This is a genomic window from Janthinobacterium sp. FT14W (genome assembly GCF_009208755.1).
GTDB classification, from domain to species: domain Bacteria; phylum Pseudomonadota; class Gammaproteobacteria; order Burkholderiales; family Burkholderiaceae_D; genus Janthinobacterium; species Janthinobacterium violaceinigrum.
On record NZ_WFLL01000005.1, the window covers coordinates 178006 to 193917 of the forward strand.

7 protein-coding genes are annotated in these 15912 nt (G+C 61.5%); 1 reads left to right on the plus strand and 6 read right to left on the minus strand.

Annotated features, from left to right (window positions below):
• Positions 1-2: 2 nt before the first annotated feature.
• Positions 3-3275, minus strand: a complete 3273-nt coding sequence (locus tag GCN74_RS06155) for a PAS domain-containing protein (RefSeq protein WP_226938892.1) — start codon at positions 3273-3275, stop codon at positions 3-5.
• Positions 3276-3356: 81 nt separating this feature from the next.
• Between GCN74_RS06155 and GCN74_RS06160 the strand changes: the two genes are divergently transcribed.
• Entirely contained in the window at positions 3357-4262 is a 906-nt protein-coding gene (locus GCN74_RS06160) for an alpha/beta hydrolase (RefSeq protein WP_152255851.1), read from the plus strand.
• Between the two features lie 103 nt (positions 4263-4365).
• On the opposite strand, the gene GCN74_RS06165 is transcribed toward GCN74_RS06160, so the two are convergent.
• The 5 genes from GCN74_RS06165 to GCN74_RS06185 form a co-directional block, all read right to left on the minus strand.
• Positions 4366-5085 (minus strand): ABC transporter ATP-binding protein, encoded by a 720-nt coding sequence (locus tag GCN74_RS06165; RefSeq protein WP_152255825.1) that lies wholly within the window; start codon positions 5083-5085, stop codon positions 4366-4368.
• A gap of 27 nt (positions 5086-5112) precedes the next feature.
• Positions 5113-7539 carry an ABC transporter permease gene (locus tag GCN74_RS06170; protein WP_152255826.1) on the minus strand — a complete coding sequence of 809 codons (2427 nt, stop codon included), beginning with the start codon at positions 7537-7539 and terminating at the stop codon, positions 5113-5115.
• 15 nt (positions 7540-7554) lie between these two features.
• Positions 7555-8805 carry an efflux RND transporter periplasmic adaptor subunit gene (locus tag GCN74_RS06175; RefSeq protein WP_152255827.1) on the minus strand — a complete coding sequence of 417 codons (1251 nt, stop codon included), beginning with the start codon at positions 8803-8805 and terminating at the stop codon, positions 7555-7557.
• 156 nt (positions 8806-8961) lie between these two features.
• On the minus strand, positions 8962-10416 hold the full coding sequence (locus tag GCN74_RS06180) for an MATE family efflux transporter (RefSeq protein ID WP_226938893.1): 1455 nt from the start codon (positions 10414-10416) through the stop codon (positions 8962-8964).
• Positions 10361-15910, minus strand: coding sequence for an amino acid adenylation domain-containing protein (locus GCN74_RS06185; RefSeq protein WP_226938894.1), 5550 nt, complete (start codon positions 15908-15910; stop codon positions 10361-10363). The genes GCN74_RS06180 and GCN74_RS06185 overlap by 56 nt, the downstream gene beginning before the upstream one ends.
• Positions 15911-15912 lie beyond the last annotated feature (2 nt).

The window sequence follows — 15912 nt, forward strand, 5'->3', positions numbered from 1 at the left end:
GCCTAATAGACCTCCAGCCGGCGCGCCTTCAGTGCGCCGGCCAGCTCTTCCAGTCCAAACGGCTTGCGCAGGAAGCGCGCGCTGGGGTCCTGCATCAGGCTGGCGCCCCAGTCATGCCCGGAAGCAAACACCACGTCCAGCTGGGGCCAGTGCGCGCGCGCGTGGCGCGCCAGTTCCAGGCCCGACATGGTGGGCAGGCTGATGTCCGTCACCAGCACGTCCAGGCCCGGCAAGGCCAGCAGGGGCAACGCTTCCTCTGCGCTGGCCACGCCGTGCACGGTGTGCCCCAGCATATTGAGCATCTCGGTCGTCATTTCGCGCGCGTCGTCATTGTCTTCCACCAGCAGGATGCGCCGCCCGGACGGGTCGGGCGCGCCCACCAGGCGGCGGTCGGCCAGCAAATGGCGCACGCGCCGCGCCAGGTCTTCGCGCCGGTACGGCTTGCTCAGCAGTTCCACGCCCGGGTCCAGGCGCCCGCCCTGCATGATGGCGTTGTGCGTATAGCCGGAAGTAAACAAGACGGCCAGCTCAGGCAGCAGCAGCCTGGCTTGCTGCGCCAGTTCCTTGCTGCTGACGGGACCGGGCATGACCACGTCCGTGAACAGCAGGTCGATGGCCACGCCCGTGCCCAGCAGGGCCAGCGCCGAGGCGCCGTCATCCGCATGCAGCACGTCATAACCGAGGCCGCGCAGCATGTCGACCACCGTATGCTGCACAGGCGCATCGTCTTCCACCACGAGGATGGTCTCGCTGCCGCCCAGCACGGGACCGGACAGGCCCGGTGGCGGCTCGGCCAGCATTTCCAGCGAACGGGGCAGATAGATCTTGAAGGTCGTGCCCGCACCCGGCGCGCTGTGCACCTTGATGTGGCCCGCGCTCTGGCGGATGAAGCCGTAGGCCATGGAAAGGCCCAGGCCCGTGCCCTCGCCTTCGCGCTTGGTGGTGAAGAAGGGCTCGAAAATCTGGTCGATCACGTCGCGCTCCATGCCATGGCCCGTGTCGGTGATGGTCAGCAACACATATTGCCCTTCCAGTACATCGGCATGCAGGCTGGCGTAGGCGGCATCGAGCGTGACATTGCTCAAGGTAAAAGTCAGGCGCCCGCCTCCTTCCATTGCGTCGCGCGCATTGATGGCCATGTTGAGCAGCACGTTTTCCATCTGGTTCGGGTCGACCAGGGTATGCCACAAGCCTTCGCTGATGAAGGTTTCCTCGGAAACAGCCTCGCCCAGGGCGCGGCGGATCAGCTCATGCATGCGGCGCAGCAGGTGGCCCAGGTCCGTCACCAGCGGCTTCAAGGGCTGGCGCCGCGCAAAGGCCAGCAGTTGCGACGACAGCTTGGCGCCCCGCTCCACGGCCGAGGCGGCCGAATCGAGGCGCTTGGCCGCCTGCGGATTGTCGGCCACCGTCAGTTTCAGCAACTGCAAATTGCCGGAAATGATTTGCAGCACGTTATTGAAATCGTGGGCCACGCCGCCCGTCAGCTTGCCGATCGATTCCAGCTTTTGCGCCTGCAGCAGCGCCTGTTCGCTGCGCACCAGCGCCAGCCGCGCCTCTTTTTCATCGGTGACGTCGCGGCCGATGGCGTGGATCAGCTTTTGCGCCGGCACGGCCGTCCAGGAAATCCAGCGGTAGCCCCCGTCGCGGCGCCGGTAGCGGTTTTCCATGCGCAAGGTGGGCGCGCCATGGGCCAGCCGCGACAAGTCCTTCAAGGCGGCCATGCGGTCATCGGGATGCACGAGGCTGATGAAATCCATGCCCAGCGATTCGATTTCCGGCCGGTCCAGGATCTGGCTCCAGGCGGGATTGACGGCGATGATCATGCCGGCCAGGTCCGCCACCAGCATGATATCGGTCGACAGCCGCCACATGCGGTCGCGGTCGGCCGTACGGTTGGCCATTTCCACTTCCAGCGAGGAATTCAGGTAGGCCATCTTTTCCAGCACGTTCTTCTGTTCCTGCACGTCCGTATTCGTGCCCACCCAGCGCAGCACCTTGCCCGCCTCGTCGAACAGGGGCAAGGCGCGGGCCAGGAACCAGCGGTAGGCGCCGTCGCTGGCGCGGCGCATGCGGAATTCGTATTCATAGGCGCTGGCCGTGGCGACGGCCCGCTCCCAGCTTTTCTGCGTGGCCTGCACATCGTCCGGATGCACGCAGTTGCGAAAACCGCTCGACACGAGGGACTTCATCGATTGTCCCGTGTACTCGCACACCTGTTCGTTGACCCAGTAGGTGGCGCCGCTGCCATGCGCGAGCCAGGCCTGGTTGGGCATGGTCGAAGCGAGCGAACGGAACTGCGCCTCGCTGTCGAGCAAGGCATTGCGCGCCTGCCAGTGCTCGTCGATATCCTCGCACGAGCCATACCATTTCACGGCCTGGCCCCGCTCGTCAAGCCGGCAGTAGGCGCGCGCATGCACCCAGCGGTACAAGCCATTCTGCCAGCGTACCCGCATTTCCGCATCGAACGGCTGGCCGCTGCCCACGGACTCGCTCCAGGCCGCCAGGGAATGGCGCACGTCATCGGGGTGGATGGCGTCCAGCCAGTTGGTGCCCAGGCCGCTGCAACCCGTCCATTCGCGCCAGCGCTGGGCCACATAGTCGAGCTTGCCGTCGATATCGGCCGTCCACAGCACTTGCGTGTTGAGTTCGATGGCGTAATGAAAATGTTCGCGGCTGTCGTGCAGGGCTCTTTCCAGCTGGCCCCGCTCGATGACATGCGCGGACACGCGCGCGGCCAGCGCCAGCAGTTCGATTTCAGGCTGGGTGGGATGGCATGGCGCCTGGAAAAACAGGCCCAGCACGCCCAGGATATGCCCCTTGGCGCCAAACACGGGAGCGACCCAGCAGGCGCGGTAGCCGTGCAGCATGGCTTCCTTGCGTCCCGCGCTCCAGTTCACGTCGCGCGTGATGTCGCCGCAATACACGGGCGCGCCGGAAAAGGCCGCCGTGCCGAACGGCGAAGGCTGTTCGCCGCCGTGGCGCAAGGCCAGGCACAGGTCTTGCGGCAGGCTGGGCGCGGACAAGCCGCAAAAGCGGTCGGCTTCGTCGATGAGCACGAGGCAGGCATGCGCGCCGCCCTCGGCCAGGTCTTGCAGCGCCAGCAACAAATGCTCCAATGCATGGGCCAGGTCCGCGCCTGCCGCGATACTGCCCAGCGCACCATGCTCGGCGTCCAGCAATGAAAGAATGTTGTTTGCGTGCACCGTGTCGATAAGGGGAAAACTGATGCCCGGAATATACCATGGGGCACCCTTCTTGAAGGAGGAAAACAGCACGGTGTTTCATGCCCGGGCCGGACGCAGGCAGGCGGACGGCCCTATGCTACAGTGTTGTTCTCTTCTCAAGCGTAAGCCATGATGCCCACGTCCCTGTCCTCCTCCCTGATCGCCACCGCCCTGCTCGCCGCTACCCACGGCGCCGTCGCCGCTCCCATGAGCCTGGACGACTACCTGGCCCTGAACGGCCCCGCCCCCACGGCGCAGCTCGCCTACGGCCCCGCGCCGTCGCAATACGCACAGCTGTTCCGGCCCGAAGGCAGCGGACCGTTTCCTGTCGTCGTGCTCGTGCATGGCGGCTGCTGGACGGTAGCCTTCGGCGGCATCAGGCAGATGCGCAACGTGGCCGGCGCCCTGGTGGCGCAAGGCATCGCCGTGTGGAATGTGGAATACCGGCGCGTGGACGAGCCGGGCGGCGGCTATCCGGGCACGTATGAAGACATGCACGCGGCGCTGGACAGCCTGCAGCAGCACGCGCCCCAGTACCAGCTGGACGTGGACCGCATCGTGGCCATGGGCCATTCGGCCGGCGGCCAGCTGGTGCAATGGATTGCCGGGCGGGGAAGACTGCCGAAGACGAGCCCCCTGTACCGCGACACGTTCCTGCCCGTGAAAAGTATTATCAGCCTGGGCGGCCTGGCCGACCTGCGCCATGAAAAAGAGTTGATCAGGACCAGCTGCGAGCGCGACATCGCGCAACTGGCAGGCAGCGCCAGCACAGAGCGTCCCGACATCTACAGCGACACCAATGCGGCCGAGCTGATCCCCAACGGCAGCCGCACCGTGCTGATCACAGGCGAGCTCGACACCATATCCCCGCCCCGCGTGGCGCACGACTACGCGGCCAAGGCAATCAAAGCCGGCGACCATGCGGAAGTGCTGATCTTGCCGGGCGCCAGTCATTATGACGAGATTGCGGCCACGTCGAATGCGTGGACGATGATTTTGCCGGTGCTTCGGCAGATGCTGGGGATGACAGCGCACTAAACGCGCTATCGCCCTCGCCCTCCTGGCCGCCTGCTTCGCCACGGCGCATATCACCGATACCCTGTCGCTCGAGAGCGGCCTATAGCGGCCGCCGCTTTGTGTCTTACTCGCCGATGGAGTGCAGCTTTGGTGCGGCACGGGAGTCTTCGACCACCTTGCCATCGAAAAGCATGATTTTGCGCTCGGCCTGCTCCGCCGAACGCGGATCATGGGTAACCATGACGATAGTGCTGCCTTGCTTGTGCAGCGTGTCGAGCAGCTCCATCACCATTTCGGCGTTGCGCGAGTCAAGGTTGCCGGTCGGCTCATCGCACAGCAGTACTTTCGGCTTGCCCACCAGCGCACGCGCGATCGCCACGCGTTGCTGCTGACCGCCCGACAACTGTGCGGGCAGGTGCTTCAGCCTGTGCGCCATGTCTACCTTGGTCAGCGCTTCAATCGCCATCTCCTTGCGTTCCTTGCGGCTCAGTCCACTGCGGAACGTGAGCGGGAGTTCCACGTTGTCAAGCACATTCATGTCGCCCACCAGGTTAAACGCCTGGAAGATGAAGCCAATGTCCTGGTTGCGTACGCGAGCCTGCTCCACTGGGCCGAGGCTGGCCACTTCAACCCCATCGATGAAATATTTTCCTTCCGTTGAAGAGCTGAGCAAGCCCATGACGGAGAGCAATGTCGACTTTCCGCAGCCGGATGGGCCGCTAATGGCAACATATTCGCCCTCGTCGATGGTCAGGCGGATGTCGTCGAGCGCCCAGGTCTCCAGCTCTTCGGTGTGGAACACTTTCTTGATCGCATGCAATTCGAGCAGATGTTTTTTAGTCATTTTTAATCTCGGAAAAGAGTGGAGAGCTTACTCGTACCGCAGCGCGTCAGCAGGCTCAAGAGCCATGGCGCGGCGGGTCGGCAAATAGGTGGCTATAAAGATGACCGCTGCCAGCAACAGAAATACTCCTGGTGTAACCAAGGCGGCATTTGACAGAATGTTCGGAATGGCGTTGCTGAGAACATTCGCAATGAGCAGGCCGAGCGCGCCGCCTACCACCGCCACCAGAAGATAATTGCCGCCCTGGCGGAAAAACAGCCATCCGATACGTGCCGGCGTACTGCCAAGGGCCCGGCGAATGCCGATCTCTTGCGTGCGTCCCGCAACGAAACGGCTGATTAGACCGAAGAGTCCGCTTGCGGCGAGGATCATCGTGATAACGGCAATCGCGCCGAATGCCTTGACGATGGAGCTGAAGCTGATGTCAAGCGCAAACAGGTAGGGGTCAATATACTGCAGGTTGTGCAGCGCCAAATCCTGATCAGTGGAAAACGCCGCCTCCTGCAGCGCCGCCGCGTTTTGGAGTGCTGAATCCGGGAGCTTGACCATTGCCATGAAGCTACCTGGATTCGCCTGGCGAATCGGGCGGTAGACCGCGCCTGGCTCATCGCCGTAAGGTTCGTGTCCGACACTTGAGACGACGCCCACCACCGTCAACCAGGGACCATTTTCCTCTGGGTTGAGCTGGATACGTTTGCCAATCGCGTTTTGGCCGGGCCAATGGCGGTTTGCGGTCACCTCGTCAACGATCGCCGTATTGAGCGACTCTTCAATGTCGGAATTGTCGAAAAGGCGGCCAGTACGGAGTTGAATGCCCAGCAAACCGAAGTAATTGTCCGATACGGCAGTCAGCGGCAGCTTCAAGGCGCCCTGCCCGGCCGTGCGCTCGCGGCCTTCGATAGCGACGGCTTGTGCTGGCGCGCGGGTTGGTACCGCGGCCATATACGCGACTTCCGTGCCGGGCAAGCGCTTCTGCACCGATGCGGACAGGCTGGACCAGTACTGCACCCGTGCGTTGACGTCGGCGTACCGCTCACTGAAGACGGTGGGATAGGTCGACAGCATGACGTTGGACGAATTGATACCGGTCGGCTTGCTCGTTTCATCTTTTACGGCCATCATCAGATTGACGCACACCACCAGGATCAGGGCAGACAGCATGACCTGAAAGCCGACGATAGCACTTGCCATCTTCGTGGTACCTGCCTTGGCCGACCCTTTGCCGCTGCCCCCCAGCGAGACGGAGGCATCTTGCTTGGCAATGCGCCAGGAGGGGATCAGCGTACTGAGCAGCCAGAGCACGGCAGCAATCACCACGGCAATGAGCAGATCCATCGGGCGCAAGATGAGCGGATTGGCTTCGCGTCCGTTGGCAAGGTATTGAGTGGCAACGTTGCTTACGGATGCAGTCCAGCGCACGCCCAGAGTGGTGAGTACGACGCCGAGAATCAGGCCCGGGATCATCACCAGCGACGACTCAAGCAGGCACTGGCGCAATATGCGCCAGCGCGAGGAGCCAAGCGCCATGCGCAGCGCCAGTTCGCGGCTGCGCTCGAGCAGCCGGGCGAAAAAGACCAGGCCGATGTTAACGCAGCCGAGCAGCAGGACGGCAACTGCGATCATACTGATCATGGCCACGACCGGCGCCATGCCGTGGGTGTTCATGCGGCTGGCCGGGACCAGTTCAATGCGGCGGCCGGAATCGAATTTCTTCGCATAGTTCAGGTTTACTTCATCGACGGCAGGTTTCATTTCGGCAAGCAGGGTTTCTGCCTGCTGTCCGTTGCCGAGCATGGCAAAAGCTGCAAGCGGCGCGGCGGCAGTCTCGGACGCGGCGACTGGCTCGAGCCGGAGCGGGAACCAGACCTCGAAGTCCTCAAAGGCGAAAAAGTCTTCGGGCATGATGCCGATCACTTGCACCGAGCGCCCGTCGATCCGGGCCTGCTTGCCTACAATGGCCGGATCGCTGGCGAAATAGGTTTTCCATGTCGGGTAGCTCAGGATGGCTGTTGGCGCCGCTTCGCGCTGGCCATCGCCGACTTCAAACATGCGTCCGGCCGTGGGCAGGATACCCATCGCCGCAAACAGGCGCGGGCTGATCGCCGCCGCGCGCAGGCGCATGGTGGAATGCCCATTGCTGAGCATGGCTGTCTGCGAGGTATAGGCACCGAGGTGGTCGACCGTGCGGGTGCGCTTTACAATTTCTTGATAGGTAAATTGATCAATGCTGGGCGCCGATCCTGCCGTGGCATTCCTTGCCATCTGGATGCTCAGCCACTGATTGCTGCCGGCAAACGGCAATGGTTTCATCGTCATCGTGTAGGCAAGCACGCTCGCCCACAGCGCCAAGCCCACGCTCAGTGCCACGACCGTCATGCACACTAGGAAATAGCCCGGTGACTTCGTCCACAAACGGTACGCATACTTCAAATCAAACCAGAAATTCGTCAACATAAGCCAAGCTCCCTATCACTTTATGCGAATACGCTCTTTGTTTTGCCAGTCACCCGCTTCTGACGTGATGATGCGGTCCCCTGCCTTGAGTCCCTGCAGCACCTGCATCAAGGTCAGTGATAACTTGCCTGATTTAATGACGACCTTGTCGGCATAGTTGGCCGAATCGTCCAGTTTATAGATGGAAACGGGGGAATTGGGTTGTGCATATGGTGGCTTTCTCACATACAGCGCATTGGGCAAGCGCACTAGATAGATATCGCCGTCGACCGCCAGTTGCGGGCGCGCACCGGTCGGCAGCGCGTCTTTCAGCGCCACGTCGACCACGACGATGCCGTTCGTGATGGCAGGATCAACCCGGCTCACGGCGCCGTTCACAATGCCGTTGTGCGTATCAACGGCCACGTTCTGCCCGATCTGCACCTCCGCCGCGTCACGCGCAGGCACCTTGAGTTCCGCATACAGCGAGTTGGGTTGCGCGATATTGCCGATGGACTGTCCGGACGCAAGCTCTTGCCCGATATCGACCTTGAATACTTGCACAATGCCGTCGATGCCGGCCACGACCTTCAGGTTGCTGACATCGTTCTTGGCGCGCTCCAGGGCGCGAGCCAGCTCGGTGACACGTGCCTGATTGACGGCAACCTTCATCTGGATGTTGGCACGCAGGGCGTTGACCCGGTCCTGTCCAATATCGAGCGCCTGCTTCAACTGTTTGACGTTGAGCTGGGTACGTTTGAAATCGACTTCCGGCACCAGGTTTGCCGCTTTCAATTCAGTTTCAGCTTCGAGTTGCAGCTGGGCGCTCTGCAGGCCGAAACGGGCCTGGGTCAGTGCGATTTCCTGATTCAGAAGATTGGTTTTAAGGTCCGATTCAGTCGCACGCAGCTCGGTGACCGCACCTTGCCAGGCTGAATACGCTTCTTCGGCCTTGGCCACCAACTGAGGATTGGTCAACTCCAGCAGTACCTGGCCGACTTTGGTGACGTCACCGGGCTGGACGTATTTCTTGATCACGCGCCCGTTGATCTGGGCACCGATGTATTCGACGTTCTTGGGCAGTAGCTGGCCACTGCCACGGACCTTGATTTCCAGCGTGCCCTGTTCCACGGTCGAGATCGCAATTTTTGTACTATCCACGCGTGCAGTACTAAAATCGATGAATGCGACCGATGCGCCAAGGCCGGTGACAACGAGCGCAACAACTGCGATCCACGCAATTCGCGACCTGGTGCGATTGCCGGATTGGGGTTTTACGCGGTCCATGTATGTCGGTCCCCTAGCTTTTTAATAATCTTGCCAGTATAGCAGCATGACTTGATTTATTGGCGAAGAAAAAGTGCGGTGCCGCCAAAATTTGCGGCACCAATATCTCCGGCGTGGAAGCGCGGCAAAAGGCCATGCGGCATGGCTCATTGGCGCTCAAATAGCGATATGTTTCCAGCGTCCATCGCGCCAAAACGAGGTCAGCAGCACCGTAGCCAGTGCGCCATAGGCAAGCTGCACCAGTGTGATAGCGACCAAGCCCCCCTGCATGAAGACGCCCACCACCCATACGCCGGGCAGGAACATCAGCCATTGCGTGGAGAACGAGACGATCATCACCCGTTTGCCGTCACCCAGACTAATCAAGGTGCTGGCGAAAACATAGATCAGGCTGGCGATACCGAGGCACACCCCGGTCATGCGCGCTGGCAGGATGCCCATGGCCCGCGTCGCCGGATCGTGCAGGAAGATTGACAGGCAGTAGTCCGGAAAGAGGAACAGCGGCGCGCTCAGAAGAGTGATCCAGATGACGCCAATCTTGGCAATGTCCCACCCCCATTCCTCGGCCGCTTCCGGATTGCCTTCTCCCAAGGTACGTGAAACAAGTGTGATGGCTGTCATGCCCAGTGCCTGGGCAAACAGGTTCATCATGATGGAAATGCGGTTCAGTACATTTGTCACCGCCAGTTCCGCCGTGCCCATGTGGCCCACGATCCAGTAAAAGACCAGATAACCAAGCGCAAACAGCGCCGACTGGAACACGGCCGGGATCCCTATCTGCAGCATCCGCTTGAGCAGTGCCGCGGATGGCCTGGCGGTCAACAGCCCCTCGTTCTTGCTGTAGTGTATGCGGGTCATGACTGCATAGAAAATCATGCCGGCAAAGACCGACAGCGTGGTGGCCAGACCGGCGCCTTTGGCCCCCATCGGCTCCACGCCAACATGACCAAAGATGAATACGTAGCACAGCAGTGCATTTAGCGCGTTGACGAACAAGACGTTGAGCATGTATATCCGTGTCCGTCCTACGCCGGCCCAAAAGCCGTGGAAGGCATCGGCAAGTCCGACGATGGGGATGCCGATCACCAGTATTTTGAGATATGGCACGCCAATGCGAATCACCTCGGGATCGGAAGATACCAGGCTGAAGGCCGACTCTATGCCGAAATAGCACGCCAACGCAAGAGGAATGCTGCCGGCCAATGCCAGTAACAAGCCGGCGTTGAGGGGAAGGCACTTGGGATCGCTCGAATTTTCTCCCATCCGGCGCGATACGATGCTCTGTACTGCAGGCGTGACGCCGGCAAGCAAGGCACAGATTAAGGCGTAGGCAAAACCCGCCACGCCGACGGCGGCCACAGTGGCTGTTCCCAGGCTGCCGACCATGGCCAGGTCTACCAGGGCCATGATGAAACTGGAGGATAGCCCCACCGTGACCGGCATTGCCAAGTCAAAAATCACCTTGGCTCTTTGTTTATTAATCATCAGCAAATTTCCTTTAAGACGTTGTAAGGTCGCGCGCCCACGTGGTGATGGCGCGCGCCAATTGATCTTGCTATACAGGCAACAATCCAATGAGCCTGCCTGCCAGTTGTAGCGCATGATCGCCATCGAGCATCGACATGTGATCGCCCTCGACATAATGCAGTTGTGGTGCCGCGCCCAGTACATCTCCCCAGCCGTAGTCGTCGGGAAGCGCCGTTGTCCCCCCTTGCAATGCGCCCGCCCGCAGCAATGTCACCAGGACTTTGTCCGACAGTGGTTCAGGCTGGTAACTGCGATAGCTGGCGACGTTGGCGTCAAATACCCGCAGGAATGCATGCAACTGCGCGCCATCGGCAGGCAGCCCTTGTCGCTGCAGCGCGTCGGCAAGGAGCTCTCCCCATTGTTCCCGTGCGGTGTCCTGCAAAAGTGCTCCGTCCAGTTCCAGAGGCAAGTCCGGAAAGGTTCTGGCGAACGTCGCCCGCATGTCCATCAAGAGCTCGACCGCATGCTGCTCGCCTGCGTGGGCCTGCATGCAGGCGGGCGCAAGGGAGTCGAGGAGCACCAGGGAGGAAACGGATTCGCCGCGCTCGAGCAGCCGGCGCGCCATTTCATAGGCCACCACACCGCCGTATGAGTGACCGATCAGGCAATAGGGGCCGTGAGCTTGTTGTGCTCTCATGGCCTGAATATTTTGCTCGGCTGCTTCCGCTACGCTGTGCGCTGGCTCTGTCCCATCCAGCCCGGCTGCCTGAAGTCCGTAGAAAGGCACGGCAGCTCGCTGTTCGTCGCGCACGATATGATCGATGGCGCGGCTGAGCGGAGCAAAGGAAAGTACGTTGCCACCGGCTCCCGGGACGGCAAACACGGCTCTACCCTGCCCCTTGGGCTGGATCGGCACCAGTATCTGGAACGCGCAGGCAGCCTGGCTATCCAGAGCGGCTCCCAGCATGGCGATGTCGGCATGCTGGAATAGGCTGGCCAGCGGCAAAGTTTGCCCAAAATGGCTGGCGATCCTGGCCATCAGCTGCACAGCCAGCAGTGAGTGTCCGCCCAGCTCGAAGAACTGATCGTGCCGCCCTACCTTTTCCACACCCAGCAGTTCCTGCCAGATAACGGCCAGCGCGGTTTCGCTGGCACCCTGCGGCGCCTGGTAAGCGGTACTGGCGAGCGAACTCGGATCTGGCGCTGGCAGAGCTTTGCGGTCCAGCTTGCCGTTAGGCGTGAGCGGGAAAGAGTCCAGTAGCACGAATGCGCCGGGCACCATGTATTCGGCCAGGCTGGCGAGTAATTCGGCGCGCAACTGAGACGCCTGCGGCACTGTGCCGTCCTGGGCAAGCAGATAGGCGACCAGGCGTTTATCGCCCGGCTGCTCTTCGCGGACGATGACCACCGCCTCGCGCACACCAGCGCAGGCGTTCAGTTTCGCTTCGATTTCCCCCAGTTCGATGCGGAAGCCACGGATCTTGACCTGGAAATCATTACGGCCCAGGTAATCGATATTTCCGTCGGGTAGCCAACGTGCCAAGTCACCGCTGCGGTACATGCGGCCGCCATGGTTGAACGGATCGGCCATGAAGCGTTCTTCCGTCAGGTCCTGGCGGTTTAGGTAGCCGCGCGCGACACCTGCGCCGCCGATATACATCTCGCCAGCCACGCCCACGGGAACCAGTTGCATATGCGGATCCAGGATATAAATCTGGGTATTGGCAATCGGGCGGCCGATATGCACGGCGACATCGTCTGCATTCAACTGGCCAGAGGTAGCCACCACCGTAGTTTCTGTTGGTCCGTAATTATTCACCAGTGCGCATGACGGCCAGACGGCTGGCAGACGGCGCAGACGGTCCCCCCCCGTAAGCAGCGTACGTAGGTGTCTATTGCCTACATCGTCGTGCAGGACGTGTTCAGCCAGCGGCGTGACCAGGAAACTCACATCCAGCGCCTGTTGGCGCCACCACGCCAGCAGGTCCTGAGGCTGGACGGTCTCAGGCGGCGGCAGCAGCAAGGTGCCGCCGCCGCACAGCGATGGCCAAATTTCCCACACGCAAGCATCGAAGGCCAGTCCGGCAAGGCTCGACGAGCGGCTGCCGGGCGTCAGTGCGAAGCGTTTGCAGTGCCACATAACCAGGTTGAACAGATTGCGGTGTTCCACCATCACGCCTTTCGGCTGGCCGGAGGAGCCAGAGGTATAGATCACGTAGGCAAGATTTTCCGGCTCCAGGCTCAGGTTTGCCGGTGCCGGATTATGGCCCGGTGACCCGGAGAAGTCGTCAGTATCGAGCAAAATCACAGGCATCGCCGGCGCTGGCAGCAAGCCTAGCAACGCTCGCTGCGCTAGCAGCACGACCGGCGCACTGTCCTCGAGCATGTAACGCAGGCGCTCAAACGGATAGGCCGGATCGAGCGGCACATAAGCTGCGCCCGCCTTCAGAATGGCCAGCTGGGCAAGTACTATCCCGCTGCCGCGTGCGGCGCAGATGGCCACTCGGTCATCGGGACGGACGCCGAGTTTAATCAAGGCATGGGCAAGCTGGTTGGCACGGTGGTTCAGTTCCCCATAGCTCAGCTGCATGTCGCCAGCCACCAGGGCCAGTGCGTTAGGCCGTTCGTGGGCTTGCCTTTCGAATAACTGGTGTACCAGCCGACCCGATGGCAAGGCAAGCGCGGTAGCGTTGAAGGTGCCGAGCAGTTGCGCGCGCTCGATCGCCTCCATGTACTGCAGCTCGTCGATCTTGCCCGTTGGGGCGGCGATGATAGCCCGGCACAGCGCGCCGAAATGGCGGCACAAGCGGTCGATCGTCTCCGCGCCAAACAGCGCCGTGCTATATTCCGCAGCGCACGCCAGCCCGTGCGGGCCTTCGGTCAATTCGAGGCTGAAATCGAACTTGCTAATGCCGAGATCCAACGGATATGGCTGTATCTGGTCAGCGCCTCCCCTTGCCTCGTTATTTTGCAGTACCAGCAGCACCTGGAACAATGGATTGACGGCGAGGTTGCGCTGCGGCTGCACCGCGTCCACCACTTTCTCAAACGGCGCGTCCTGGTGTTCGTAGGCTTCCAGGCAAGTATTTCTGACCTGTGCCAGCAGCGACAGGAAGTCTTGCTGGCCGTCCACGTGCGTGCGCAAGGCCAGGGTATTGACGAACATGCCGATCAGGCCTTCGGTTTCTCCATACTGGCGGTTGGCAATCGGGCTGCCGACGCACAGGTCCGCCTGGCCGCTGTAGCGATACAGCAGCGCATTGAAAGCGCTCAGCAGGACCATGAACAGCGTCACGCCGTGCTGCTCCGCCAGTTCGCTCAGTGCGCCACTCAGTTCCAGAGGCAGACTGAATCTGTGCGTGGCGCCCGCAAGGCTGTGTACGCTCGGGCGCGGGAAGTCCGTGGGCAGATCGAGCTGTTCCGGTACGTCCGCCAGTTTTTTCTTCCAGTAAGCCAGTTGCTGCTCGAGCAGCCCTTCCTCCTCCAGTCGCTTCCGCTGCCATACCGAGTAATCGACATACTGGATAGGCAACGTGTGCAGCTGCGCGGTCTGCCCCAGACGCTGCGCCTGCATGATGAGCTCCATTTCGCGGAACAGCACGCCGAAGGACCAGCCGTCGGTGATGATGTGATGCATATTCAGCATGAGAATGCGCTCGTCGCTGGCCAGCGTGATTACCATGGCGCGCATCAGAGGACCGGTAGCGAGGTCAAACGGTGCGGCGGCATCGGCCAGGCACAGTTCGCGTGCGCTGTGCGCCCGGTCCGCTTTTCCGCGCAGGTCAATCCGCTCGAGATGAAATGCGAGCACGGGAACGATCAACTGACTGGCGCGTCCTTCTGTTACCGGGAACACCGTGCGCAAGCTCTCATGGCGGGCAATGATCTGACGGAAGGCGTCTTCCAGGGCATCGAGGTCGAGATCGCCGCGCAGGGTAATCGCACCGGCTGCGTTATAGGCGGCGTGGCCAGGCGCCAGCTGTTCCAGGAACCAAAGACGTTCCTGCGCATAGCTCAGCGGCAGACGCGTCATCTGGTCGCGGTCGACGGGAGCGATCACGGCCAATGGCCAGGCGCACCCACGCTGGCCGAGAGCAAGGTCGATGGCGCAGGCTAGCTCGGCCAGCGTGCGGGTCTCAAACAGTACCTTGAGCGGCTGTTCGATGCCAAACTCCTTGCGCAGCCGCGACAGCAGCTGCGTGGCCAGCAACGAGTGGCCGCCAAGGTCAAAGAAACTGTCGTTCGCGCCGGCTTGGCCAGTCTCCAGGTCCAGCACTTGTTCCCACAACGCGGCCAGGCGCTGTTCAGTATCGCCGCGTGGCGCAACGTAACTGTGTAGCGACTGCACGCTGACTTCGATACGCTCCAGCGCGCGCCTATCCACCTTGCCGTTCGGCGTCATAGGTATTTGCGCGAGTGTGGAAAATACTGCCGGAACCATGTAGCTCGGCAGAGAGTCTAGCAAGTACTGGCGCAGCACTTCCTGTCCAAGGTCGGCATCGGGACGGATTACGTAAAACGCGGCAAGGCGCCTGTCGCCATCCGCACCGTGCGCCACGACGACACTATCTTCAACCAGCGGATGCGCATTGAGCCGGGTTTCGATCTCGCCCAGTTCGATGCGGAAGCCGCGCACCTTGACCTGGGTATCCATCCGTCCCAGATATTGCAGATTGCCATCGTCCAGCCAGCGCGCCAGGTCGCCCGTGCGGTACATGCGTTCGCCGGGGCGGAACGGATTGGCGACGAATTTTTCGGCGCTCATTTCCGGCAGGTTCCAATACCCCCTGGCGATGCCGTGACCGCCAATGGTGAGTTCGCCCGGCACCCCTATTGCCTGCAGGCAACCGTTCGTGTCGAGGACGTAGATCTGCGTATTGTCAAGTGGTGCACCAATCGGTACCGAAGCGTGCCGCGCCAACAGCTCGGGCGTGACGTCCGTCATCGCGCTGATGATCGTAGTCTCGGTCGGGCCGTATGTGTTGATGAGCTTGATCTCCGGGTATTGCTGACAGAAAGAGCCGGCGCGTGCGTGGTCTAGCTTTTCGCCACCGACGACGATCGTCTTCACGCTTCCCGGTTCCAGCCCGACCGCGACGAGCTGATGAAAGAACGCGGTCGGCACGTTCAGAATCGTGACGCCGTTATCGCGGATCACGCGTGCCAGATCTTCGGACGCAAGCAAGCGCTCCTTGTATTCCAGCACGAGGTGCGCACCACTGAGCAAAATCGAAAAGACCTCCTCGGCGAACAGGTCAAAGCTGGCGCTCGCGATCTGAATCTGGACATCATGCCGGCCTACACCGTAACGGCGCCGCACGCATTGATTATGATTGACCAGGCCGCGGTGCTCGATCATCACGCCTTTCGGGCGGCCGGTCGAGCCTGAGGTGTAGATCACGTAGGCCAGGCTGTCGGGCCGGGCCAGGGAGCGCACGTCGATGCCGTCGCGCCGCGCCGCCTGCGCGTGTGCCGCAATCGCCTCCCAGTCCCCGTCCAGGGCGATCAGGACGGTATCGGGACCGGTGAGCTCGCGCAACTGCTCCTTGAAAGTGGCCTGTGTCAGGATCACTTTCGCCTGCGTATCTTGCAGCATGTATGCGAGCCGCTCCTGCGGGTAGTCCGGATCGAGCGGCACGT

What these genes read in the sequence shown, in the direction of transcription:
- GCN74_RS06160 (WP_152255851.1), top strand. Translation starts at nt 3,357, where the DNA reads ATGCCCACGTCCCTGTCCTCCTCCCTGATCGCCACCGCCCTGCTCGCC.
- GCN74_RS06170 (WP_152255826.1), bottom strand. Translation starts at nt 7,539, where the DNA reads ATGTTGACGAATTTCTGGTTTGATTTGAAGTATGCGTACCGTTTGTGG.
- GCN74_RS06165 (WP_152255825.1), bottom strand. Translation starts at nt 5,085, where the DNA reads ATGACTAAAAAACATCTGCTCGAATTGCATGCGATCAAGAAAGTGTTC.
- GCN74_RS06175 (WP_152255827.1), bottom strand. Translation starts at nt 8,805, where the DNA reads ATGGACCGCGTAAAACCCCAATCCGGCAATCGCACCAGGTCGCGAATT.
- GCN74_RS06180 (WP_226938893.1), bottom strand. Translation starts at nt 10,416, where the DNA reads ATGGCGATCATGCGCTACAACTGGCAGGCAGGCTCATTGGATTGTTGC.